Raw genomic sequence first — 24,610 nt, forward strand, 5'->3', positions numbered from 1 at the left:
GGGGCTCCAGGGAATGAGCCGGAGATCGAGCGCCGGCCTCGCGCGCCGGCGGGATGCGCCCCGCTCAGCGGCCCGCCCGGCCCCCCAGCGCTTCGGTCAGGCGGTCGTCGAGGACCGGGGCGAGGGCCGCCGCGTACCCCTCGGACAGGTGGCTGTCGTCGCGGTAGACGAGGATGTTCCCGACCAGCACCGGGCAGGTGCCGGCGCGGGTGCACAGCCAGGGCCGCGGGTCGATCAGCGCGGCGCCGGCCGACGTCGCCGCGGCCGTGACCGCCGCCCGCCGGGACGGGTCCTGGACCGCCTCGGGCAGGTGGTTCGCGCACCGGGTCAGCCGCATCGGGTACAGCGCCGCGCAGTCGACCGCGTCCGTCTTCGGCCAGGGGGTGTCGAGCAGTACGGCGATCCGGGCCCCCGAGGCGCCGAGCGCGTCGAAGGTGGTGCGGAACCCGTCGGTCCACTGCCGGCCGGGATCGGCCGTCGGACGGGCCGGGTCGCCCGCCTCGGAGGAGGAGACGATCACCAGCGCGGGGTGCAGGTCCTTGATCCGGGTGATCGCCCGGTCCCGCCAGGTGTCGCAGGACGCGTACGGCGCGCCCTCGTGGACGATGGTCACCGCGGCCGTCTTGCAGGACGCCTTCGTCAGCGAGACCAGTTTCCAGTGGTGGGCGCGCGCGAGCAGGTCGAGTGCGGGGAACCACTGGGCGGCGTGGGAATCGCCGAAGAGCACGACCACGTCGTGCGAGGCGGGGTCGCCGTAGACGCACGACGGTGTGCGTGTGCTGCCGTAGCTGGCGTGACAGCCGTCCCGGTAGATCGGGGATCTGACCGCCTTGATGTCGGTCAGGGCCGGTACGAGATTGCTCGGCAGGCTCGTCGCGGACGTCTCCAGCAGTCGCTCCACGCGCTGATCCGGGTCCGCCGCGCTCGCGAGCTCCCGCCGTACGTCCGGCGCCGCCCTGCCGGAGTCGATCGGCGGCGGGACGAGGGACGCCGTCAGGGCGATCACCGCGGTGCCCGCCGACAGGACGGCCCCGAGCGCGAGGGCACGGCGGGGCCGGCCGCGGAACGCGGTGTGGAAGCGTACGGGGTTCTCCACCAGGTGCAGCGTCGCCCAGGCCAGCGGCAGGGCGAGCAGGGAGAACGCGAGCGCCGGCCGGACCCCGCCGGTCCTGCCCACCGCCATGGGCCCGATGACGAGCAGCGGCCAGTGCCACAGGTACCAGCTGTACGACAGCCCGCCGAGCCAGACCGCCGGCCGCCGGGCGAGCAGCAACCCGGCGCCGTACGGCGCGGGTGAGCAGCCGCCGGCCAGCACGAGCGCGGCCCCGAGGACCGGCAGCAGGGCGTGGTACCCGGGGAAGGGGGTGTCGCTGTCGAAGCGGACGGCCGCCAGCAGGACGCAGGCCAGGCCGATCCAGGTCATCGGCGCCGCGACCTGGGCGGGCAGCCGGCCGAGCCGCTCGGCGGACAGGGCGAGCAGCGCGCCGGCGCCCAGTTCCCAGAAGCGGGTGTGCGAGCCGAAGTACCCCCAGGACGCCGAGCCTTCGGTCACCGTGACACTCAGCCAGAACGAGCCCAGGCTGAGCGCGGCCAGCGGCACAGCCAGCGCGGCACGGCGACGCAGCAGCCGCCAGCTGACCAGCAGCAGCAGCGGCCAGAGCAGATAGAACTGCTCCTCCACGGCCAGCGACCAGAAGTGCTGGAACGGGGACGGCGGGCTGCCCTCGGCGAGGTAGTCGGTGCCGTTGGCGGCCAGCCGGAGATTCACCGCGTACAGGGCGCTGCTCACCGCGTCGCCCACGTACTCCTCGAAGCGGACCTTCGACAGGAACAGCCAGGAGCCGATCAGGGTGGTGACGACGACGAACGTCGACGCGGGAAGCAGCCGCAGTGCCCGGCGAGCGTAGAACTTTTTGATCGATATGGCGTCCGTGGTGGACAATTCACGAAGCAGCAGCGAAGTGATGAGAAAGCCCGAGATGACGAAAAAGACATCGACGCCGACATAGCCACCGCTGAACTCCCGCACACCGGCGTGGGCGAGGACGACGAGGGACACCGCCAGGGCGCGAAGTCCCTGGACGTCGAGCCGTACCGGGTGCGGCACGGCGGGCGCCGGCGCGTCCGCGGGCCGGACGGCGGGAACCTCGTGGAGGGGCGTCTGCACTGTGTTTCCTTGCATCGGTGGTGCGGAATCGACGCTGTGATAGACAGCCGTCCCGTGCGGACGGTTGTGTTCCGCGGTGTTCTGTCACTGCATTCGATTCGATCGGTGGTCATCAAGCCTGCCGCACCCATATTCCGGAAAACTCAGTGCGAATGCCGAGTGAACAGAGAAAACGGATTCACCTCCGTCGATGAATCACCCGTGCCAGGGTGGGCATACACCCACTCCGACTCCTGTCCCCCACCGACAGTCAAAGGAGCCCCTCACATGCTGCGCGGCATAGACGTGAGCGCTTATCAGCCCTCCGCGTACGACACGGACGGTCTCTCCTTCGTCTTCATCAAGGCGTCGGAGGGCCGTTCGTACGTCAACCCCAGACTCACCGCCCAGACGAAGCACGGCCGCGACGCCGGTCTGGTCGTCGGCTACTACCACTTCCTGTGGCCCGGCAACATCACCGCGCAGGCGGAGTACTTCGTGAGCAAGGCCCCCGAGAAGGCGGGCGAGATCCTCGCCGTCGACTGGGAGACGACCGGCGAGGGCACGCACGCGAGCAACGCGGAGAAGGACCGGTTCATCCGGAAGGTGAAGGAACTGCGGCCCCGCAACCGGGTCGTCCTGTACACGAACCGCAATTTCTGGCTCAACGTCGACACCACCTCGTACGCGGGCGACGGCCTCTGGATCGCCGACTACGTCACCGCGGGCAAGCCGCGCATCAAGGCGACGTGGCGCTTCCACCAGTACACCGACGAACCGCTGGACAAGGACGTGGCGGACTTCGCGAGCAAGGCCGCCCTGCGGGAGTGGGCGACCGTGGACTGAGCGCCCGGCGGGTGGCGGAAGAGTCCCGCCCGGCCGTCCGGCGGCCCGGGGAGCCGATCCGCTCCGGGCCGCCGGACGGCCGCACCCGCTGCCGGGAACCGTCCGGGCGGAGGCGCTAGGCGCGGAACTCCGGCTTGCGCTCCTGTGACGCCTCGCCGAGGGCCTTGGTGACCGCTTCGGTGCCGGCCCGCAGTCCGTAGACCGGGGTGTCGGGCTGCTGGCGCCAGGAGTCGTCGATGCCGCCCGCGTCGACGGTGTCGAAGCCGAGCTCGTCGATCAGCGCGCGCACCTTCCGCTTGGCCGCCTCGTCGTCGCCGGCCACCGGCAGCGCGATCCGGTCGGGGTCGCCGATCGGGCGCGGGCGGTCCAGGATGTCCTGCGCGAAGGTGCCGTTGAAGGCCTTGATCACGGGGTGGCCGAGCTGCCGTTCCGTCCAGCGGCTCTCGGTGAGGCCCTCGTCCTCGATCGCGTCGATCCGTCCGTCCCGCTGCCGGGGGTAGTAGTTGCCGGTGTCGATGACGGCGACGTCCGCCGCGGCGCCGTCCAGCAGGCCGGGCGGGAGGTCCGGGACCGCCTTCATCGGGACGGTGACCACGACGATCTCTGCGGCGCGGGCCGCTTCCTCGACCGGGACCGGGGTGGCTCCGGTCTCCCTGGCCAGTTCGGTGAGCGTCCGCGGCCCACGGGAGTTGGCCACGAACACGTCGTGGCCGATCGCGGTGAGCCGCCGGGTGAGGTTGCCGCCGATGTTGCCGGCGCCGATGATGCCGATCTTCATGACTCGCCTCTTCCGGGTTGGTGTGCTGGCACGGCCTGTACTTGGCCAGCACCAACTCCCCTTCCCCGAAGGCTATTCCGGGCTGTGCTCCGAACGGGTGAGGACGCGGACGGGGAGCCCGCCGCCATGACGGCCGGGCACCCCTTCCCCGCACGTCACTTGCTCAGGTAGGTCCAGAACTCGTCGAACGACAGAACCTTGTCGCCGTTGAGGTCACGGGTCTTGATGATGACCTCCGCGACCGACTCCGTGACGTTCCAGTCGCCCCCCTGGGCCAGGGCGACCTTGAACTCGGCGGCGGTGATGAAGCCGTCGCCGTCCGTGTCGATCCGCTGGAAGTGCTTGCGTGCTTCCTCGATGTCGGCCATCGATCCGCCCCTTTTCGTCGTACCTTGCCGTCGTGCTGTCGCAGGTCAGATTAACGGCCTGCCCTCAGCCGCAGCGCAGCGACCACCCAGGTGAACTCCTCCTCGTACGCGGACTGGGGCCCGAGGCCCCGCAGGACGGCCGACAGCTCGCGGTAACGGGCGACGCGGATGTTCGAGGCCGCGGTCAGCCGTTCCAGTACGGCGGCCCGGTCGGCGTCGCCCAGCAGTCCGCGCAGCAGGTCCTCGGCCTCCGGCGCCTCGGGGGCGACGCCCTGGCGCAGTGCCTCGCCGGCGAGCTGGACGAACCGGCTCATGAACCAGAGCGAGGTGCCCGGCGGGACGTCGGGGCCCCGGTCCGCCGCGTTGAACTCGATCATCCGCCGCATCAGGGCCCGGAACTCCGGGTCCTGGATCAGCTCCGCGAGCTCGACCCAGGCGTCCACCTGCTCGGGGGTGGGGTCGTCGGGCAGGCTCGCGGCGGCGAACCGCATCCGCCGGCGGATGTCGGGGTCCGCCGTGTCGATCCCCTCGAAGATCTCCGTCGTGAAGTCGTCGACGATCCGCCCGCGCTCGGCGGCCGACAGCCGGGCCAGTCTGTTCATCAGAGTCATCTCCTCCGCGGTGGAACCGCGTCGCGCCACGGTCGACAGCACCGCACGGGTCACCCGCAGCGCGCCGATCTGCGCGTCGAGCGCCTTCACATGCGCGGCCGCGACCTGCGCGACCGTCGTCTCGCCGGCCAGCACCTTGCGTACGTCCTCCAGGCCGAGACCCAGTTCACGCAGGGTGCGGACCAGTTCCAGGCGGGCGACCGACGCGGCGTCGTAGAGGCGGTAGCCGCCCGCGGAACGGCCCACCGGGGGCAGGGCGCCCTCGTCGGACCAGTAACGGATGGTGCGCACGGTCAGACCGGTCGCCCGGGCCAGTTCCCCGATGGTGAGAAGTCCGGTGCCGTCCTCGATCATGTCTGCGAGTCTGGGCCCTCCAGCGGGTGGAGACTCAAGCGAGGAGACGGGCCGGGATGGCGCAGACCCTGCGGGACATTCTCGACGCGGCGGCCCGGGGCGTCTTCCCGCCGGCGGACGGCGGTACGACCGTCGTGGCGCAGCACGGCCCGCGCGACGCCGGGGTCATCGCCTTCACCGCGCACTCCGTCGTCTTCACGGACGAGGACCCGCGGTGGGTGCGGCAGGCACTGCGGACGGCGGACTGCGATCCGCTCGCGGCGGCCATGAACCCCCGGTTCCTGACGGCCCTCCTGGACCGGACGGGACGGGCGAACGACACGATCGACCTGCTCGCGGTCGGCTCCCCGCTGCCGGGCGAGCCGCCGCTGCCCCTGACGGAACTGGCGGATCCGCGCCATCCGCGGGTCGTCAGCTCCCGCCGACGGCGTGACGACGTACGGGTGTGGACCGCCGAGGGCGGGGTGCTGGTGCTGGGGCGCGGGGTCGCGGGGCGGCTGGAGGTCGCGGTCGAGGTGGCCGAGGACGTACGGCACCGGGGGCTGGGACGGCGGCTGGTGACGGCGGCCCGGCACCTGGGCGGGGGCGAACCGGTGTGGGCCCAGATCTCGCCGGGCAACGCCCGCAGCCTGCGGGCGTTCCAGGCGGCCGGTTACCTTCCGGTGGGCTCGGAGGCACTGCTCAGCGTCCGGCGACGGTGAGGCGGGAGCGCCCGGCGCTGCCCGGGGTCGGTGCGGTGCGGCCGGAGGCGGTCGGCATGCGGCTGCGGTGAGGCGGGGGCTCCCGGCGGTCGGCAGCGGTGAGGTCGAAGGCACCCGGCGTGCGGCAGCAGCGAAGCCGGGGTCGTCCGGCGTGCGCGGTTGCGGTAGGCCGGAGGCGGTCGGCTGCGGTGAGGCCAGAGTCGTCCTGCGGTCGGTGCGGTGAGGCTGGAGGCGCCCGGTGCACGGCAGCAGGGAAGCTGGAGTCGCCCGGCGGTCGGCGGTCGGCGAAGCCGGGGTCGTCCGGTCTGCGGCTGCGATGTGGCCGGTGCTGCCCGGCCTCCGTGCGGACCGTGTCGGTGTCAGCGGTCCGTCACCCTCATCTCGAACCAGGTCGTCTTTCCCCGCGGCAGCAGGTCGACCCCCCACCGGTCGGAGAGCTTGTCGACGAGGAACAGGCCCCGGCCGCTGATGTCCAGCTCCTGCACCGGCATCAGACAGGGCAGGCCGCGGGAGGGGTCGCGGACCTCGACGCGGATCCAGCCCCGGCGGCGGCGCATCCGGAGGCCGAAGACCCGGGCTCCGGTGTGGCGTACGGCGTTGCCGACGAGTTCGGAGACCAGCAGGACGGCGTCCTCCGTCATCCTGGGGGTCAGGCCCCATTGGCGCAGGACCACCACCTGGGCCAGCCGGCGCGCGGTGGCCGCGGATTCGGGGCGGGACGGCAGCGAAACCTCCGCCTCGGTCGGATTGCCGCACAACTCCAGCGCCTTGAGCGCCTGTTCGTCCTCGACCGCGGGCGACCAGCGCGCCGCGGTCGGACGGCCCTGTCCCCGCGGCTGTTCGATGCCTTCCAGCCCCGCCATGCCCCCATCATGGCGGCCCGAGGACGCCTCCGGGGCCGTTCTGGAGGAATACGCCCCCCGGAACGGGACGTTCCGCTCGATTCGATCGGCATATGCCGTTGGCAGTTCGGCGGTCTCCACAGCCTCTCCGACCTGCGGCGACGGGTCGGCCGACGGCAATCGACGGGCTCCCTCGACAAGGCAGGCTTAAGGTTGCCTTAAGGCCGCCATAAACTGCCCCATCGAGGGACGCGGGTCAGACACCCCGTCAATTGCAAGGGGTTCGGGGAAGATTCACCGCCCGGTTTTCAGAGGAACTTGGCCTTGCCCGGCCCCTCCTCGACGAAGCTGCGCATCCCGCGCTCACGGTCCTCCGTCGCGAACAGACCCGCGAACCAGTTGCGCTCCACCGCCAGGCCGGTCTCGATGTCCGTCTCCAGACCCGTGTCGATCGACTCCTTCGCCGCGCGCAGCGCGAGCGCCGGGCCCTGAGCCAGCTTCGCCGCCCAGGCGTGCGCCGCCGGGTAGACCTCGGCGGCCGGGACCACCCGGTCCACCAGGCCGAGCGCCAGCGCCTCCTCGGCCTTCACCATGCGGCCCGTGAAGATCAGGTCCTTCGCCTTGGAGGGGCCGATCAGCCGGGCCAGGCGCTGGGTGCCGCCCGCGCCCGGGATCAGGCCGAGCAGGATCTCCGGCTGGCCGAGCTTGGCGTCGTCCGCCGCGATCCGGTAGTCCGCGCACAGGGCCAACTCGCAGCCGCCGCCCAGCGCGTAGCCGGTGACGGCCGCGACCACCGGCTTGGGGATGCGGGCCACCGCGCTGAACGAGTCCTGCAGGCCGCGTGAGCGCAGGACCATCGCCGTATGGTCCATCGCCTGCATCTCCTTGATGTCCGCGCCCGCCGCGAACACCTTCTCCCCGCCGTACAGCACCACCGCGCGCACGTCCTCGCGGCGGGTGGCCTCCTCGGCCAGTTCCCTGAGGCGGTCCTGGACGGCCACGTCCAGCGCGTTCATCGGCGGACGGTCCAGGCGGATGGTCCCCACGCCCTCGGCGACTTCAAGATGCACAGTCATGCCAGCAGGTTAACGGGGACTAACGGCGTACGGCCCCGGTGCCGTACCTCACACCGGGGCCGTACTCATGGTCGCCGCTCAGGGCCTGCGGTCGCCGCTCAGGCCTTCCACTTGTCCCACGACATGTTCCAGCCGTTGAAGCCGTTGGCCGGGTCGACCGTCGGGTCGGTGGAGTTCTTGACCTCCACCACGTCACCGACGATCGAGTGGTTGAAGAACCAGGCGGCCGGGACTCCGCTGTCGTAGCCGCCGCGCACGTCCCGCAGGCCGATGCAGCCGTGGCTGGCGTTGTAGTTGCCGAAGGCGCCGCCGGCCCAGTAGTTGCCGTGCACGAAGGTGCCCGAGTTGGTCAGGCGCATGGCGTGCGGGACGTCCTTGATGTCGTACTCGCCGTCGTAGCCCACGGTGTCGCCGTTCATCCGGGTGACCGTGAACTTCTCGCTGATGACCATCTGGCCGTTCCAGGTGGCGTAGCCCGACTTGCCGGTGGTGACCGGGATGGTCTTGACGACCTTGCCGTCCTGCGTGACCTTCATCGTGTGCTTCTTGGCGTCCACGACGGACACCTGGTTGCGGCCGATGGTGAACGAGACGGTCTTGGACTGCTTGCCGTAGACGCCCTTGCGGCCCTCGACGCCGTCGAGGTTCAGCTTCACCGTGACCTTGGTGCCGGACTGCCAGTACGTCTCGGGCCGGAAGTCCAGGCGGTCGTTGCCGAACCAGTGGCCCTCGACGTCGACGGCCGGCTCGGTCTTGATCTCGATGGCCTTCTCCACCTCCTGCGGCTTGGTGATGCCGCGCGTGAAGCGGACCGAGAACGGCATGCCGACACCGACGGTGGAGCCGTCCTCGGGCGTGAAGTTGCCGACGAAGGTGTTCTGCGGGCTCAGCGTGGTGAAGGAGGAGTCCTCGGCGGCCGTGCGGCCCTTGGCGTCCTTGGCCACCGCGTGCACCTCGTACTTGGTGGACGCCGCCAGATGGGTGGCGGGCGTCCAGCCGGTGCCGTCCGCCGAGATCGCGCCGTCGACCCGCGTGCCCTTGGTGTCCTTGACCGAGACCTCGGTCAGCTTGCCCTTGGCGGCGGTGACCTTGAGGACGCCGCTGGTGTCGACCTCCTTGGCGCCGGCCTTCGGCACGATGGTGACGACCGCCTCCGACTGCGCGCTCTGCGCGGCGGCCGAGGCCTTGTTCTTGTCCTTGCCGTCGCCTGACCCCGAGTCCGAGTCGCCTCCGCCGCAGGCGGTGACGGTCACCAGCAGCACGCCGAGTGCCAGCGCCCGCAGTCCCCCGCGGCCCCGTCCCCGGGTCAGACCCGCGCGCGCGTCAACCGACGCCCCCGATATCGGTCGCACGTTCACTTGTTCTCCCCTCGCCGGGCCCCCGGCCCAGCCCGCACCACAGCGCGTCCCACGCGCACATTGGCGCATATTAACCACATGATCAGGGCGGCCGGAGCCCGGTGATTGTCACCGTTCAGTCCCAACTCCCGCCGCCCCGCGCCCCCGGACCCCGCGTCCCACCTGGCTACTTGCCCGCGCCGCCCGCTTTCCACTCCTTCCACCCCATGTTCCAGCCTCCGAGCCCGTTGCCGGGAGAGACCGTTTTGTCATTGCTGTGGACGACCTCGATGACGTCACCGATCAGGCTGCGGTCGTAGAACCAGCCCGCGGGCGTGTCCGGGCTGCCGCCCTTGACGTCCCGCAGGCCCACGCAGCCGTGGCTGGCGTTGGTCTTCCCCGGGGCGTCCGGCGCCCAGTAGTTGCCGTGCAGGAAGGTGCCGGAGTCGGTCAGGCGCATGGCGTGCGGGACGTCGGGGATGTCGTACTCACCGCCGAAGCCGACCGTGCTGCCGTTCATACGGGTGACGTCGAGCATCTCCAGCACCACCATCTTGCCGTTGTACGTGGTGGTCTTCGGGGCGCCCGCCGTGATGGGCACGGTCGCCAGCAGCTGTCCGTCGCGCCGCACCTGCATGGTGTGCTTCGCCGCGTCCACCAGCGAGACCTGGCTGCGGCCGACCGTGAAGGAGGTCGTCCGGTACTGCAGCCCGTAGACACCGCGCGCCCCCTCGACGTCCCGCAGGCGCACCTCGACGGTGACCTGGGTGCCGGGCTTCCAGTACTCCTGGGGGCGGAAGTCGAGGCGGTCCTTGCCGAACCAGTGCGGGCGGATCTCGACGGCCGGCTTCGCGGTGACCCGGACGGCGCGTTCGACGGCGGCCCGGTTCTCGATCTCGCGGCTGAACGCCACCGACACGATCATGCCGGTGCCGACCGTGGACCGGTTCTCCGGCGTGACGTACCCGATGAACCGCTCCGGGGGGACGTACGTCGTGAACGCCGCGTGCCGGGCGGAGCGGTGGCCGCCCTCGTCGAGGGCCACCACGTCGACGGTGTACTCGGCGGCGAGCGCCAGTTTCTCCCCGGGTTCCCAGCGCAGGCCGTCCGCGGAGACCCGGCCGGGCACCGGGGTCCGCTGCGCGTCCTGCGACTTGACGACCTTCACCGATTCCAGGCGGCCGCTGGTCACCCGGATCCGCAGCGGCTCCTGGGTGCGCACCCCCTTGGCGGCGTCGCCCGGCGAGATCCGGATGACGTCCTCGGCCGCCGATGGCTTGCCGAACAGCCCTCCGGCGCCGATCCCTCCCCCCGGGTCCGCGTCGCAGCCGACGGCGCCCGCAAGCAGCCCTGCCCATGTCAGTACGGCGGCCAGCGCGGCCCCCGCGCGCCGTGCGCGCCTTTGTACGTGCCTCACACCGACCCCAACGACCGGCCCGCCCCGGGGAAACGTGAGTGCGAGGCACGAGCTGGGCAGAACAGTGGGGAGGACGACGCGACGGGGAGCCGCGGCCGGGACGCCGCACGCCCGTTTCCTCGTGTTCCACGACGTGTCATGAGCCGCGGGAGGCCGAACCGTGTCCAGCGCAGCCGAGCAGGAGGCGGTGGCGGAAGAGCGCGCCACCGAGGACGGGCGCCCGGCCGCCGCCACGAACGGCGCACAGCGCAGGGCGCCGGGCGTGCCCGTGTGGCCGGGCGCGCCGACGCCGCTGGGCGCCCGGTTCCGGGTCGGCCCGGACGGGGTGGCGGGCACCAACTTCGCACTGTGGGCCGGCGGGGCGGAGGCGGTCGAGCTGTGCCTGTTCGACGGCCGGGGCCCGGACAGCCGGGAGACCCGCACCCGCCTCACCGAACTGACGCACGAGATCTGGCACGGCTTCGTACCGGGCGTGATGCCCGGCCAGCGTTACGGCTTCCGGGTGCACGGCCGCTGGGATCCGTGGACCGGCGCCCGCTGGAACCCGGCGAAGCTGCTCCTGGACCCGTACGCGCGGGCGGTGGACGGCGACTTCGGGCTGCCTCCGGAGGTGTACGGACATGTGCGCGACTGGCCACAGCAGCAGGTCGCGGACACCGTGCGCGACGACCGGGACTCGGCGCCGTACGTCCCGAAGGGGGTCGTCGTCCACGACGAATCGCCCGACGACGAGTGGGCGGACGACCGCCGTCCGAAGACGCCCTGGGCCGACTCGGTGATCTACGAACTGCATGTCAGGGGGTTCACCAAGCTGCACCCCGGCATCCCCGAGGAGCTGCGCGGCACCTACGCGGGCCTCGCGCACCCGGCGGCGATCGACCACCTGGTGCGGCTGGGCGTGACGGCGGTGGAGCTGCTGCCGGTGCACCAGTTCGCGCACGAGGACCATCTGCTGCGGCGGGGGCTGCGCAACTACTGGGGCTACAACTCGATCGGCTACTTCGCCCCGCACGCCGGTTACGCCGCCTCCGGTACGACCGGCCAGCAGGTCGGCGAGTTCAAGAGCATGGTCCGGGCGCTGCACGCGGCCGGCATCGAGGTCATCCTCGACGTGGTCTACAACCACACGGCGGAGGCGGGCGAGCTGGGCCCGACGCTGTCCCTGAAGGGTGTCGACAACCGCGGCTACTACCGGCTCCAGTCGGACGCCCGCCGCTACGCCGACTACACCGGCTGCGGCAACACCCTGCACGTGGTCCAGCCGCACGTGCTGCGTCTGATCACCGACTCGCTGCGCTACTGGGTGTCGGAGATGGGCGTCGACGGGTTCCGCTTCGACCTCGCCGCCGCGCTGGCCCGCTCGATGCACGACGTCGACATGCTCTCCCCGTTCCTGGCCGTCATCGCCCAGGACCCGGTGCTGCGGCGGGTGAAGCTCATCGCCGAGCCGTGGGACGTGGGCTCGGGCGGCTACCAGGTGGGGGCTTTCCCGCCGCTGTGGACGGAGTGGAACGACCGCTACCGCAACGCCGTACGGGACTTCTGGCGGCACGCCCTGCCGGACGTCCGCGAGATGGGCTACCGGCTGTCGGGGTCGAGCGACCTGTACGCCTGGGGCGGACGCCGGCCGTACGCCTCCGTCAACTTCGTCACCGCGCACGACGGTTTCACCCTGCGCGACCTCGTGTCGTACGAGCGCAAGCACAACGAGGCGAACGGCGAGGGCAACCGGGACGGCACCGACGACAACCGGTCGTGGAACGGGGGGACCGAGGGCGGCAGCGACGACGCGCGGGTGCGGGCGCTGCGGCGCCGGCAGCTGCGCAACCTGCTGACCACCCTGCTGCTGTCGACGGGCGTGCCGATGCTGGTCGCGGGCGACGAGCTGGGGCGCACCCAGCGCGGCAACAACAACGCCTACTGCCAGGACAACGAGATCAGCTGGCTGGACTGGAGCCTGCTGGACGATCCCGGCTGGCGCGCGCTGTTCGACCTCACGGCGCGGCTGATCGCGCTGCGCCACCGGCATCCGGTGCTGCGGCGGCGGGCGTTCTTCTCCGGGCGGGCGCACTCGGCGGACGGGCTGCGGGATCTGGCCTGGTTCACCGCGCGGGGCTCGGAGATGACGGAACGGGACTGGTACGCGCCCGCCGCCACCCTCGGCATGTATCTGTCCGGGCGGGACATCCCGGGCCGCGACGAGCGGGGCGCGCCGATCGTCGACGACAGCTTTCTGGCCGTGCTGCACGCCGGGGACCGCCCGGTGAGCTTCGTGCTGCCCGGGGCGCCGTGGGCGGAGCGGTACGAGGTGGTCGTCGACACGTCACGGGAGGAGCAGGAGGAGGCCCCCGAGGTGACGCACCGGGCGGGCACGGCGATCACGGTGCCGGCCCGGTCCGTGCTGCTGCTGAGGGTGGGCTGAGCGCGTACGCCGACGTCACCGCGGCCGTCCCTCCCGAACAGGTGTCGAACAGGTGTCGACCGACCGGTCGGCGCCCCGGTGCGGACCGGTACGGCATCTCGAACACGCAGGTCGTAGGACCAGCGGCCGATCCGGGTCCGGCCAAAACTCGGTGGGCGTTGTCAGTGGCGATCCGTAGGCTCGGTCCTGATGCCCACTACACGTGCCACCCCCAAGGACCGCTCCGCCGTACGCGCCCTGCTGCGCCTGTGGCCGTATGTACGCCCGGTGCGGGGGCGGCTGTTCACCGCCGCGGTCGTCGCGATCCTCGCCTCCTGCGTGGGACTGGTGATCCCGCTGGTCCTGAAGTGGATGGTGGACGGACCGGTCGCCGACCGGGACTCCGGGGGCGTGTGGCTGGGCGCGCTGTACCTGCTGCTGCTCGGGCTCGCCGAGGCGCTGCTGTTCGGGCTGCGGCGGTGGCTGGTCGCGCGGCCGCTGTCGCACGTCGAGGCGTCGATGCGGGCCCGGCTGTACCGCCATCTCCAGCGGCTGCCGGTGGCCTTCCACGACCGGTGGGCGTCGGGGCAGCTGCTGTCCCGGGCGACCACCGACCTGATGCTGGTACGGATGTTCCTCGCCTTCCCGCTGACGTTCCTGCTGGTCAACGGCGTGACGATCCTGATCGGCGTGATCATCATGCTGCTTCAGGACTGGACGCTGGGTCTGGTGATCCTCGGCCCCGCGGTGCCCGTGATGGTCATGTGCGTGGTCTTCGAGAGACGGTACGCGCAGGTGGCGCGACTGGCGCAGGACCAGGTCGGCGACCTGACCACGGTCGTCGAGGAGAGCGTGCTCGGCATCCGCATCATCAAGGGGTTCGGGCGCCACCGCAGTCAGGCGCGGGCGTTCCGGGAGCTGTCGTGGACGCTGCGCGGCACGGAACTGCGCAAGGCGCGGCTGCTGGCGGCGATCTGGGCGGTCATCGTGACCCTGCCGGAGCTGTCCATCGGGGCGGCGCTGGTGGTCGGGTCGGTGCAGGTCGCGGACGGGAGCCTGTCGGCGGGCACGCTGGTGGCCTTCCTGTCGACCGCGCTGGCGCTGCGCTGGCCGGTGGAGTCCATCGGCTTCCTGCTGGCGATGAGCCAGGAGGCGTCGACGGCGACCGAGCGGTACTTCGAGGTGCTGGACGAACAGCCGGAGTCGTCCGCCGCGGACGCCTCCGTCGCGCGGACCGAGGACCGGGGACTGCGCTTCCACGACGTCCGCTTCCGCTATCCCGACGCCCCGCCGGACTCGCCGCCCCTGCTCGACCACATCGAGCTGCACATCCGCCCCGGTGAGTCGATGGCCCTGGTCGGGGCCACCGGAAGCGGCAAGACCACGCTCACCGCGCTCGTCCCCCGGCTGCACGAGCTGACGTCCGGGCGGATCACGCTGGACGGCGAGGACATCACCGCGATGTCCCGGGCCCGGTTGCGCGCGAAGGTCGCCGTCGCCTTCGAGGAACCCACGCTGTTCTCCGCGAGCGTCGGGGAGAACGTCCTGATGGGCGCCGACGGCGAGGCGGGCGCGGCGGAGATGGAACGGGCGCTGGCCGTCGCCCAGGCCGACTTCGTGCACGCGCTGCCGCAGGGCACCGCCACCCAGGTCGGTGAACAGGGCCTGAGCCTGTCCGGCGGACAGCGGCAGCGGCTGGCGCTGGCGCGGGCGGTGGTCGGCCGGCCGGGGTTCCTGGTCCTCGACGACCCGCTGTCGGCCCTGGACGTCCACACGGAGGCCGCCGTGGAGGCCGCGCTGCGCCGGGTGCTGTCGGACACCACCGCCCTGATCGTCGCCCACCGCCCGTCCACGGTCCTGCTCGCCGACCGGGTCGCGCTGCTGTCCGACGGCCGGATCGCGGCGGTCGGCACCCACCAGGAACTGCTGCGCACGAACGCCGAGTACGCCCGGCTGATGTCCGGGGACGAGTCCGGGGAACCGTCCGGCCACGAGGAGAGCGACCGATGACCGCCGCCACGACGTCCGCTCCCACCGCCGACGGCGAGGAGGAACTGCCCCGCCGCGAGGACGCCGGCGACCCCTTCGACCGTGATGTGCTGCCCACCCCGCCCGGTGCCACGGCCGCGCTGCTGCGCTCGCTGCTGGCCCCGATGAAGCGGCGGGTGGCGCTGACCACGGTCCTGCTGCTGCTCCAGCAGGCGGCGGTGCAGGCGGGTCCGCTGCTGGTGGCGTACGCCATCGACCGGGCCGTACCGGCGTTCCGGGACGACGACCGCGGGCCGCTGTTCGCGGTGGCGGTCGCCTATCTGCTGTGCTCGCTGGGCTCCGGCGTACTGCAGTACGCGTTCACCGTGGTCTCCGCCCGGGTGAACCAGGACGTACTGCTCGACCTGCGCGGCCGGATCTTCCGCCATGCGCAGGCCCTCAGTGTCGACTTCCACGAGCGCTACACCTCGGGCCGGCTGATCTCCCGCTCCACGACGGACGTCGAGTCGCTGCGCGAGCTCCTCAACGAGGGTCTCCAGGAGCTGGTGACCGTCCTGCTGTCGTTCGTGTACATCTCCGCGATGCTGCTCTGGCTGGACCTGGGCGTCGGCACGGTCGCGGTGGCCTCGGCGGTGCCGCTGTACCTGCTGGTGCGGCTGTACCAGCGGCGCGCGGGCGAGGTGTACCGGGAGCGGTCCACGGCGATCGCGGCCGTGATCGTGAAGTTCGTGGAGACGATGAACGGCATCCGGCCGGTGCGCTCCTTCCGCCGCGAGGCCGCCAACGACGCCGAGTTCGCCGTCCTCAACCGGCGGCACGAGCGCACGAACGGCGACGCGCTGCTGGAGATGGCCCGCTATGTCGTCAACTCCCGGCTGGTGTCCAACGCGGCGCTCGCGGTGACCGTGCTGTGGGGCGCCCACCGGGTGGCGGACGGCTCGCTGGAGCTCGGCGTGCTCGCGGCGGCGGTGCTGTATCTGCGGCGGCTGTACGACCCCATCGACCGGCTCGGCATGTTCCTCAACTCCTACCAGTCGGCGGCCGCCTCACTGGAGAAGATCGCGGGCCTGCTGGCCCAGACGCCGTCCGTGCCGGAGACGGCGACGCCGGTGGAGCTTCCGGCCCTGAAGGGCGAACACCCGGGCCGCGCGGTCGTCTTCGACGGCGTCCGTTTCGCCTACCGCACCGGCGGCGAGATCCTCCCCCGCTTCGACCTGACCCTCCCGGCCGGACAGACCGTCGCCGTCGTCGGCTCGACCGGCGCCGGCAAGTCCACCCTGGCCAAACTGCTCGCCCGCTTCTACGACCCCACCGCGGGCCGGGTCCTGCTGGACGGGGTCGACCTGCGCGAGCTCGCGCTGCCCGAACTGCGGCGCGGGGTGGTCATGGTGACGCAGGAGGCGTTCCTGTTCTCCGGCACGGTCGCCGAGAACATCGCCATCGGGCGCCCGGACGCGAGCCGGGAGGAGATCGAGCGGGCCGCGAAGGCGATCGGCGCGCACGAGTTCATCAGCGCCCTGCCCGACGGCTACGACACCGACGTCCGCAAGCGGGGCGGCCGTATCTCCGCCGGACAGCGTCAGCTCGTCGCCTTCGCGCGGGCGCTGCTCGCCGACCCGGCGGTGCTGATCCTCGACGAGGCGACCAGTTCGCTGGACATCCCCGGGGAGCGGGCCGTGCAGCGCGCGATGTCGACGGTGCTGCGCGGCCGTACCGCGGTGGTGATCGCGCACCGGCTGTCGACCGTGGAGATCGCCGACCGGGTGCTGGTCATGGAGCACGGACGGATCGTGGAGGACGGCAGTCCGGCCGACCTGACCGCGGGCAGCGGCAGGTTCTCGGACCTGCACCGCGCCTGGCGGGACAGCCTGGTCTGAGCGGGGGACCCCGAAGGATGATCGACGCGTACGAGGACCCCGGCACGCCCGACCACCGCGGCGGCGGCCGGTATCTGTGGTGGCTGGTGACCCGGCAGCCGGGGCGCTCCGTCGCGGGGGCGGTGATCGCCAGTGTCTGGATGGTGCTGGGGGCGGCGACGCCGTATCTGATGTCCCGGGCGATCGACGACGGTCTGGCGCCGGGCGACCTGGGCGCGCTGGCCGGATGGACCGCCGCCCTGATCGCGGTCGGCGCGTTCAACGCCTGGCTGGGGATCATGCGGCACCGCACGATGACCCGGGTGCGGATGGACGCCAACTTCCGCACGGTCAAGGTGGTCGTCGCACAGGTGGTGCGGCTCGGGGCGACGCTCTCGCGCCGGGTCGGGACCGGTGAGGTGGTCACGATCGGCGTGGGCGACGTGCAGACGATCAGCCAGTCCCTGACGGCGGTCGGACCCGGTGTCGGCGCGCTCGTCGCCTACGGCGTGGTCGCCGGGCTGCTGCTCTCGGTGTCGGCGCGGCTGGCCGCGGTGGTGCTGCTCGGGGTGCCGGTGCTCGTCGTGCTCGTCGGGCCGCTGATGCGGCGGTTGCAGGGGGTCGAGTCGGAGTACCGGCAGCGGCAGGGGGTGCTGACCGCGCGCATCGGCGATCTGGCGGGCGGCCTGCGGGTCCTCAACGGCCTGGGTGGCAAGGGGCTGTTCGCGGACGCCTTCCGCCGGGACTCGGGGCGGCTGCGGAAGCAGGGGTACCGGGTCGGTGCGGTGACGAGCTGGATGCAGGCGCTCGGGATGGGGCTGCCGACGCTGTTCCTCGCCGTGGTGACCTGGCTCGGGGCCCGGCTGGCCGCCCAGGGGGACATCAGCGTCGGCGAGCTGGTGGCGGTGTACGGCTATGTCGCGGTCCTGGTGGTGCCGGTGGCGTTCCTCGTCGAGTGCGGCTACCAGCTCGGCCGGGGTGTGGTGGCCGCCCGGCGGGTGGTCCGGCTGCTGCGGCTGGAGCCCGAGCCGGACGACGGGCCGGGCGCGGCTCCGGCCGAACCGGCCGTGCTGCACGACCCGGAGTCCGGGGTGCGGGTGACGCCGGGGCGGCTGACCGTGCTGGCCGGGGCGCGGCACGCCGACACGGCCGCCGTCCTCGACCGCCTGGGCCGGTACGCGCCGTCGGCGGCCACCTGGGGCGGGACGCGGCTGGACGAGATCCCGCTGCCGCGGGTCCGGGCCCGGATCCTGGTCGCCGACCACGAGGCCGACCTGTTCGCGGGGACGCTGCGCGAGGTGGTCGGCGGCCACCGGGAGCCGGCGGAACGGGACATCTGGCGCGCGGTGCACTCGGCCGTGGCCGACGACATCGTGCAGGGCCTGCCGGACGGGCTCGACTCGGCGGTCGACGCCCAGGCCCGCAATCTCTCGGGCGGTCAGCGGCAGCGGGTCCGGCTGGTGCGAGCGCTGCTGTGCGATCCCGAGGTGCTGCTCGCGGTGGAACCGACGTCGGCGCTGGACGCGCACACCGAGGCGTTGGTGGCCGCCCGGCTGCGGCTCGCGCGCGACGGTCGTACGACCGTGCTGACCAGCACCTCCCCGCTCGTCCTCGACCACGCCGACACCGTCCACTACCTGACGGACGGCAAGGTCGCGGCCACCGGCACCCACCGGCGGCTGCTGGCGGAACAGCCCGGCTACCGGGCCCTGGTCGCGCGCGGCGCGGACACCGACGCGGACGCGGACACCGAGGAGGTCGTGGCATGAGCCGGGGGCAGCTTCCCGTCGCCGGACGCGCCGACGTGCGACGGGCCGTGGTGCGGCTGGTCCGGGCCGACGGGCGGGGGTTCTGGGGCGTGATGGGCCTGAACGCGGCGGCCGCCGCGGCCGGGCTCGCCGCGCCGTGGCTGCTGGGGCGGATCGTCGACGAGGTGCGGGCCGGTGCCGGTGTCGGGGCGGTGGACCGGCTGGCGGCCGTCATCGCACTGTGCGCGCTGGTGCAGTTGCTGCTGGCCCGCTGGGCCCGGTACGCGGGGCACCGGTTCGGGGAGCGGACGCTGGCGCGGGTGCGGGAGGAGTTCGTCGACCGGGCGCTGGCGCTGCCCGCCGACGTGGTGGAGCGGGCCGGGCCGGGCGATCTGACGGCGCGCGGCACGGCCGACGTGACGACCGTCGGCACCACCCTGCGCGACGCCGGGCCCGAGCTGCTGATCAACGCCGTGCAGGCGCTGTTCCTGCTGGGCGCGGTCTTCGCGCTCGACCCGCTGCTCGGCGCGGTGGGGGTGTGCTGTCTGGCCCCGATCGGGGTGGCACTGCGCTGGTATCTGCGCCGGGCCCGGGACGGTTATCTGGCGGAGGGCGCCGCGGGCTCGGAGGTCGCGGAGATCCTCGGGTCGACCGCGTCCGGGGCGCGTGCCGTCGAGGCGTTCCGCCTCGGGCCGCGGCGGATCGCGGCGAGCCGCGAGGCGCTGGAGGTCTCCCGGCGCCGCCGGCTGTACACGCTGTTCCTGCGGACGGTGTTCTTCCCGACGGTGGAGGTGTCCTACGTCCTGCCGGTGGCGGGCGTGCTCCTGGTCGGCGGTGTGCTGCACGGGCACGGGCGGGTGAGCCTGGGGGCGGTGGTGGCGGCCGCGCTGTATCTGAGGCAGCTCGGCACCCCGCTGGACGAGGTCCTGATGCGGGTGGAGCAACTGCAGAGCAGCGGGGCGTCGTTCGCCCGGGTGGAGGGGCTCGCGCGGGTCCCGCGGGCGGACGGGGCCGGGGACTCGGCGGTCCCGGCGGACGACCGCATCGACGTGACCGGCGTGCGCTACGCCTACGAACGGGGCGGCGAGGTGCTGCGCGGTGTCGATCTGACCGTGCGGCCCGGGGAGCGGCTAGCGGTGGTCGGCCCCTCCGGCGCGGGCAAGACCACGCTGAGCCGGCTGCTGGCGGGCGTGGACGCGCCGGACGCCGGCTCGGTGACGGTGGGCGGGGTGCCGGTCGCCGCGCTGGGTCCGGAGCGGCTGCGCCGCCAGGTCGTGCTGGTCACCCAGGAGCACCATGTCTTCCTCGGCACCGTCCGCGACAACCTGCGGATCGCCGAACCGGGCGCCACGGACGCGCAGGTGTGGGCGGCGCTCGGCGCGGTCGGCGCCGAGGCGTGGGTGCGGGAGCTGCCGGACGGCCTCGACACCGCGCTCGGGGAGGGCGGTTGCGACACGGACGGCTCGCAGGCGCAGCAACTCGCGCTGGCGCGGGTGGTACTGGCCGACCCGCACACGCTGATCCTCGACGAGGCCACGGCGCTGCTCGACCCGACGACCGCCCGGCACACCGAGCGCGCGCTGGCCGCCGTACTGGCGGGCCGTACGGTCATCGCGATCGCGCACCGGCTGCACACCGCCCATGACGCCGACCGGGTGGCCGTGATGGAGGACGGCCGTCTCACCGAACTCGGCACGCACGAGGAGCTGGTGGCGGCGGGCGGGGCGTACGCGGCGCTGTGGCGGACCTGGCACGGAGACCCGGCGGACTCCGCCGTCTGACACCCCGGCCGCCGGTGCGCGGCGGGGCCGCCCGGCGTCCGCGGCGGCACCCTCGCCACCCGGCGCCGGGCAGCAGACTCAACAATCCGTATATCGAACACGAACTCCCGGACAACGGACCGTTTCCGGCCAACTTCCTGACGCGCCCCTGACAGAGAGCGCAATCTCCTGTCACCCTTCTCACGGCCGCTTCACAGCAACCCCACAGATGTGCCGCTGTGGCCGGCCACAGCTCTCATGCACGTGGTTCTGCGTACCGCCTTGTTCTGCCCGGACGGTTCACTCACCGCCCGGTCTCCCCTGGCCGTGCGATCCGCGGCCACGCAGAAGGAGTCAGTGTGAGCAGCACTTCCTCTCGCAGACGCACCTCCCACACCCCGTTCCGCAAGGCCGCCGCCGTCGCCCTGGTCGGCGTCTCGGCGCTGATCGCCGCCGCCGTGCAGTCCGGTGCCGCGTCCGCCGCCCCCGACCAGGCGCCCTCCGGCCAGGCCAGGCCGGGCGCCGAGTCGGTCCGGCTCTCCCCCGCCCAGCGCGCCGAACTGATCCGCGCGGCCGACGCCGCGAAGACGGACACCGCCAAGGACCTGGGCCTGGGCGCCAAGGAGAAGCTGGTCGTCCGTGACGTCCTCAAGGACGCCGACGGCACCGTCCACACCCGCTACGAGCGCACCTACGACGGCCTCCCGGTCCTCGGCGGCGACCTGGTCGTGGACACCGCCAAGTCCGGTGGCACCACGGCCGTCACCAAGGCCACCCGGGCCGCCATCCAGGTCGCCTCGCTCACGGCGGCCGTCCCCGCCGCCAAGGCGGAGGCACAAGCCCTCTCCCTCGCCCGGAACGCTGGCGCCGACAAGGCCGCCACCGACCGGGCGCCGCGCAAGGTCGTGTGGGCCGCGAACGGCACGCCGGTCCTCGCCTACGAGACCGTCGTCGGCGGCCTCCAGGAGGACGGCACCCCGAACGAGCTGCACGTGATCACGGACGCGGCCACCGGCAAGAAGCTCTACACGTACCAGGGCATCGAGACCGGCACCGGCAACACGATGTACAGCGGCACGGTCACCCTCGGCACCACGCAGTCGGGGTCGACGTACACCCTGACCGACGCCGCCCGGGGCGGGCACCGGACGAACAACCTCAACCGCGGCACCTCCGGCTCGGGCACCCTCTTCTCGGGCGCCGACGACACCTGGGGCAACGGAAGCGCGTCCAACCTGGAGACCGCCGGCGCCGACGCGCACTACGGCGCGGCGCTGACGTGGGACTACTACAAGAACGTGCAGGGGCGCTCCGGCATCCGCGGTGACGGCGTGGGCGCGTACTCCCGGGTCCACTACGGCAACAACTACGTCAACGCCTTCTGGGACGACAGCTGCTTCTGCATGACCTACGGCGACGGCTCCGGCAACACCCACCCGCTCACGGCGATCGACGTGGCCGGCCACGAGATGACGCACGGCGTCACCTCCAACACCGCGGGCCTCAACTACTCCGGTGAGTCCGGTGGCCTGAACGAGGCCACCTCCGACATCTTCGGCACGGCGGTCGAGTTCTACGCGGCGAACCCCTCCGACGTCGGTGACTACCTCATCGGCGAGGAGATCGACATCAACGGCAACGGCACGCCGCTGCGCTACATGGACAAGCCGAGCAAGGACGGCGCGTCCAAGGACAGCTGGTACTCGGGCATCGGCTCGGTCGACGTGCACTACTCCTCGGGCCCGGCGAACCACTTCTTCTACCTGCTGAGCGAGGGGAGCGGCGCCAAGGTCATCAACGGCGTCAGCTACAACTCGTCGACCTCCGACGGCCTTCCGGTCACCGGCATCGGCCGCGACAAGGCGGAGAAGATCTGGTTCCGCGCCCTCACCACGAAGTTCACCTCGACCACCAACTACGCGGCGGCCCGCACCGGCAGCCTCGCGGCGGCGGGTGAGCTCTACGGCACGACGAGCACCGAGTACAAGGCCGTGCAGGACGCCTGGGCGGGCGTCGCGGTCGGCTCACGCTCCGGTGGCGGCGGTGGCACCTCCTTCGAGAACACCGCCGACGTATCGATTCCGGACAACGGCGCGGCCGTCACGTCGTCGATCACCGTCTCCGGGCGGACCGGCAACGCCCCCTCGAACCTCCAGGTCTCGGTCGACATCGTGCACACCTGGCGCGGTGACCTCGTGATCGACCTGCTGGCCCCGGACGGGACGGCGTACCGCCTGAAGAACTTCAGCTCCTCCGACTCGGCGGACAACGTGGTCGCGACCTACACGGTCAACGCGTCCTCCGAAGTCGCCAACGGTGCGTGGAAGTTGAGGGTCCAGGACCAGGCGGCCCAGGACACCGGCTACATCAACAGCTGGAAGATCACCTTCCCGTAGACCCGCCGCCCGCCGCGAGCGGGCATGGACAGGGCGCCGCCCCGGTGGTTCGACTCCCCGGGGCGGCGCCCCTTTTTGCCCTGCGCGGACGCGCCCCTGGTCCCCCCTTGACCCAGGTCAGACCCGTTTACATTCTCGCAACGTTCACCCGGTAGTCGACTTTGAGCCAACATCACTTCGGGGTCCTGACATGTACGCGCCCTTGATGCCAGGCTTCCCCCAACCGCCGCAGCACAGCTACTTCACATCACCTCCGGTCAGTACCCCACCCTGTCCGGACTCCCCCACAAAGGAGCTTTGCGTGAGCCCCCTCTACGCGCGTCACCAGCGCACCACTCTGGCCATCGCCACCGCCGTCGCGGCCGGAGCCCTGCTCGCCACCGGCCTGACCACCGGTACCGCCGCCGCCCAGACCCCCGCCGACTCCGGCAGGACGGCCACCCCCCTCGCGGCGGCCCCCCTCCAACTGTCCTCGGCCGCCCGCACCACGCTCATCCAGCGGCAGCAGGCCGACGCGCCGGCGACCGCCACGGCGATAGGCCTCGGCGCCAAGGAGAAGCTGGTCGTCAAGGACGTCGTCAAGGACGTCGACGGCGCGGTGCACACCCGCTACGAGCGCACCTACGCGGGCCTGCCGGTGCTCGGCGGCGACCTGGTCGTCCACCAGTCGGCGTCCGGCGCGACCAGAAGTGTGACCAAGTCCCTCAAGGCGGACATCAAGGTCGCCTCGGTGAAGCCGCAGATCACCGCCGGCAAGGCGGAGAAGCAGGCGCTGAGCGCGGCCCGGGCCGCCGGCTCGGCGAAGACCGCGGCCGACTCCGCGCCCCGCAAGGTGATCTGGGCGGGCAACGGCACCCCGGTCCTCGCCTTCGAGACCGTCGTCGGCGGCCTCCAGGACGACGGCACCCCCAACGAACTGCACGTCATCACCGACGCGGCCACCGGCAAGAAGCTCTACGCGTACCAGGGCATCGAGACCGGCACCGGCAAGAGCCTCTACTCGGGCACGGTCACCCTCAACACGACCCTGTCGGGCTCGACGTACCAGTTGACCGACGGTACGCGCGGCGGCCACAAGACGTACAACCTCAAGCACGGCACGTCCGGCACCGGCACGCTGTTCACCGACGCCGACGACGTGTGGGGCACCGGCGCCGCCTCCAGCTCCACCACCGACCAGACGGCCGCCGCCGACGCCGCCTACGGGGCCCAGGTGACCTGGGACTTCTACAAGAACACCTTCGGCCGCAGCGGCATCAAGAACAACGGCGTCGCCGCCTACTCGCGCGTCCACTACGGCAGCGCGTACGTCAACGCGTTCTGGGACGACAGCTGCTTCTGCATGACGTACGGCGACGGGTCGGGCAACACCCACCCGCTCACCTCGCTGGACGTCGCGGGCCACGAGATGAGCCACGGTGTCACCTCCAACACCGCGGGCCTCAACTACTCCGGTGAGTCCGGTGGCCTGAACGAGGCCACCTCCGACATCTTCGGCACGGGCGTCGAGTTCTACGCGGCGAACTCCTCCGACGTCGGCGACTACCTCATCGGCGAGAAGATCAACATCAACGGCAACGGCACCCCGCTGCGCTACATGGACAAGCCCAGCAAGGACGGCGGCTCGGCGGACTACTGGTCCTCCACGGTCGGCAACAAGGACGTGCACTACTCGTCCGGCGTCGCGAACCACTTCTTCTACCTCCTCTCGGAGGGCAGCGGCGCCAAGACCATCAACGGCGTCTCCTACAACTCGCCGACGTACAGCGGCTCCACGGTCACCGGCATCGGCCGCGCCAAGGCCCTCCAGATCTGGTACAAGGCGCTGACGACGTACTTCACGTCGACGACCAACTACAAGGCCGCCCGCACCGGCACCCTGTCGGCGGCGGCGGCGCTCTACGGCTCCGGCAGCACCGAGTACAACGCGGTGGCGGCGGCCTGGACCGCCGTCAACGTGAGCTGACCCGAGGGCAGCGGACAA

The 24,610-nt window shown here is 72.1% G+C and carries 16 protein-coding genes and 1 pseudogene; 9 read left to right on the plus strand and 8 right to left on the minus strand.

Annotation, left to right across the window (positions count from 1 at the left end):
* Positions 1-64 precede the first annotated feature (64 nt).
* On the minus strand, positions 65-2,167 hold the full coding sequence (locus ACWCQK_RS36055) for an acyltransferase family protein (protein ID WP_451162448.1): 2,103 nt from the start codon (positions 2,165-2,167) through the stop codon (positions 65-67).
* Positions 2,168-2,434: 267 nt separating this feature from the next.
* Here ACWCQK_RS36055 and ACWCQK_RS36060 point away from each other — a divergent pair, with 267 nt between their 5' ends.
* Positions 2,435-2,992, plus strand: a complete 558-nt coding sequence (locus tag ACWCQK_RS36060; RefSeq protein WP_451162450.1) for a glycoside hydrolase family 25 protein — start codon at positions 2,435-2,437, stop codon at positions 2,990-2,992.
* Positions 2,993-3,107: 115 nt separating this feature from the next.
* On the opposite strand, the pseudogene ACWCQK_RS36065 reads toward ACWCQK_RS36060, so the two are convergent.
* The 3 genes and pseudogenes from ACWCQK_RS36065 to ACWCQK_RS36075 all read right to left on the minus strand — a co-directional run.
* A pseudogene (locus ACWCQK_RS36065) lies at positions 3,108-3,812 on the minus strand (NADPH-dependent F420 reductase); the annotation flags it as partial.
* A gap of 113 nt (positions 3,813-3,925) precedes the next feature.
* Complete coding sequence (locus tag ACWCQK_RS36070) at positions 3,926-4,138, minus strand: EF-hand domain-containing protein (protein WP_451162452.1); 213 nt, start codon at positions 4,136-4,138, stop codon at positions 3,926-3,928.
* 50 nt (positions 4,139-4,188) lie between these two features.
* Positions 4,189-5,103: a helix-turn-helix domain-containing protein gene (locus ACWCQK_RS36075; RefSeq protein ID WP_451162454.1), complete on the minus strand. Its 915-nt coding sequence runs from the start codon at positions 5,101-5,103 to the stop codon at positions 4,189-4,191.
* A 56-nt stretch (positions 5,104-5,159) separates the two neighbouring features.
* Between ACWCQK_RS36075 and ACWCQK_RS36080 the strand changes: the two genes are divergently transcribed.
* Positions 5,160-5,804 carry a GNAT family N-acetyltransferase gene (locus ACWCQK_RS36080; RefSeq protein WP_451162456.1) on the plus strand — a complete coding sequence of 215 codons (645 nt, stop codon included), beginning with the start codon at positions 5,160-5,162 and terminating at the stop codon, positions 5,802-5,804.
* A gap of 359 nt (positions 5,805-6,163) precedes the next feature.
* Here the strand turns inward: ACWCQK_RS36080 and ACWCQK_RS36085 are convergent, their stop codons facing one another.
* The 4 genes from ACWCQK_RS36085 to ACWCQK_RS36100 all read right to left on the minus strand — a co-directional run bounded on the left by ACWCQK_RS36085 (position 6,164) and on the right by ACWCQK_RS36100 (position 10,476).
* Positions 6,164-6,667, minus strand: coding sequence for an ATP-binding protein (locus ACWCQK_RS36085; RefSeq protein WP_451162458.1), 504 nt, complete (start codon positions 6,665-6,667; stop codon positions 6,164-6,166).
* 287 nt (positions 6,668-6,954) lie between these two features.
* Positions 6,955-7,722 carry an enoyl-CoA hydratase/isomerase family protein gene (locus tag ACWCQK_RS36090; protein ID WP_451162460.1) on the minus strand — a complete coding sequence of 256 codons (768 nt, stop codon included), beginning with the start codon at positions 7,720-7,722 and terminating at the stop codon, positions 6,955-6,957.
* 98 nt (positions 7,723-7,820) lie between these two features.
* Positions 7,821-9,080, minus strand: a complete 1,260-nt coding sequence (locus tag ACWCQK_RS36095) for a L,D-transpeptidase (RefSeq protein ID WP_451162462.1) — start codon at positions 9,078-9,080, stop codon at positions 7,821-7,823.
* 166 nt (positions 9,081-9,246) lie between these two features.
* Complete coding sequence (locus tag ACWCQK_RS36100) at positions 9,247-10,476, minus strand: Ig-like domain-containing protein (protein ID WP_451162464.1); 1,230 nt, start codon at positions 10,474-10,476, stop codon at positions 9,247-9,249.
* A 160-nt stretch (positions 10,477-10,636) separates the two neighbouring features.
* On the opposite strand from ACWCQK_RS36100, the gene glgX reads away from it, so the two are divergent.
* The 7 genes from glgX (at position 10,637) to ACWCQK_RS36135 (ending at position 24,592) form a co-directional block, all read left to right on the plus strand.
* A complete protein-coding gene (gene glgX / locus ACWCQK_RS36105; RefSeq protein WP_451162466.1) occupies positions 10,637-12,898 on the plus strand; it encodes a glycogen debranching protein GlgX in 2,262 nt (753 codons plus the stop codon).
* Positions 12,899-13,087: 189 nt separating this feature from the next.
* Complete coding sequence (locus ACWCQK_RS36110) at positions 13,088-14,887, plus strand: ABC transporter ATP-binding protein (RefSeq protein WP_451162468.1); 1,800 nt, start codon at positions 13,088-13,090, stop codon at positions 14,885-14,887.
* Complete coding sequence (locus ACWCQK_RS36115; RefSeq protein WP_451162470.1) at positions 14,884-16,743, plus strand: ABC transporter ATP-binding protein; 1,860 nt, start codon at positions 14,884-14,886, stop codon at positions 16,741-16,743. The genes ACWCQK_RS36110 and ACWCQK_RS36115 overlap by 4 nt, the downstream gene beginning before the upstream one ends.
* 17 nt (positions 16,744-16,760) lie before the next feature.
* A complete protein-coding gene (locus ACWCQK_RS36120) occupies positions 16,761-18,491 on the plus strand; it encodes an ABC transporter ATP-binding protein (RefSeq protein WP_451162472.1) in 1,731 nt (576 codons plus the stop codon).
* Complete coding sequence (locus ACWCQK_RS36125) at positions 18,488-20,251, plus strand: ABC transporter ATP-binding protein (protein ID WP_451162474.1); 1,764 nt, start codon at positions 18,488-18,490, stop codon at positions 20,249-20,251. Before ACWCQK_RS36120 ends, ACWCQK_RS36125 begins: the two co-directional genes overlap by 4 nt.
* A 338-nt stretch (positions 20,252-20,589) precedes the next feature.
* Complete coding sequence (locus ACWCQK_RS36130) at positions 20,590-22,626, plus strand: M4 family metallopeptidase (RefSeq protein ID WP_451162476.1); 2,037 nt, start codon at positions 20,590-20,592, stop codon at positions 22,624-22,626.
* A gap of 301 nt (positions 22,627-22,927) precedes the next feature.
* A complete protein-coding gene (locus tag ACWCQK_RS36135; protein ID WP_451162478.1) occupies positions 22,928-24,592 on the plus strand; it encodes a M4 family metallopeptidase in 1,665 nt (554 codons plus the stop codon).
* Positions 24,593-24,610: the final 18 nt, after the last annotated feature.

This window comes from Streptomyces sp. NPDC002306 (assembly GCF_053593435.1).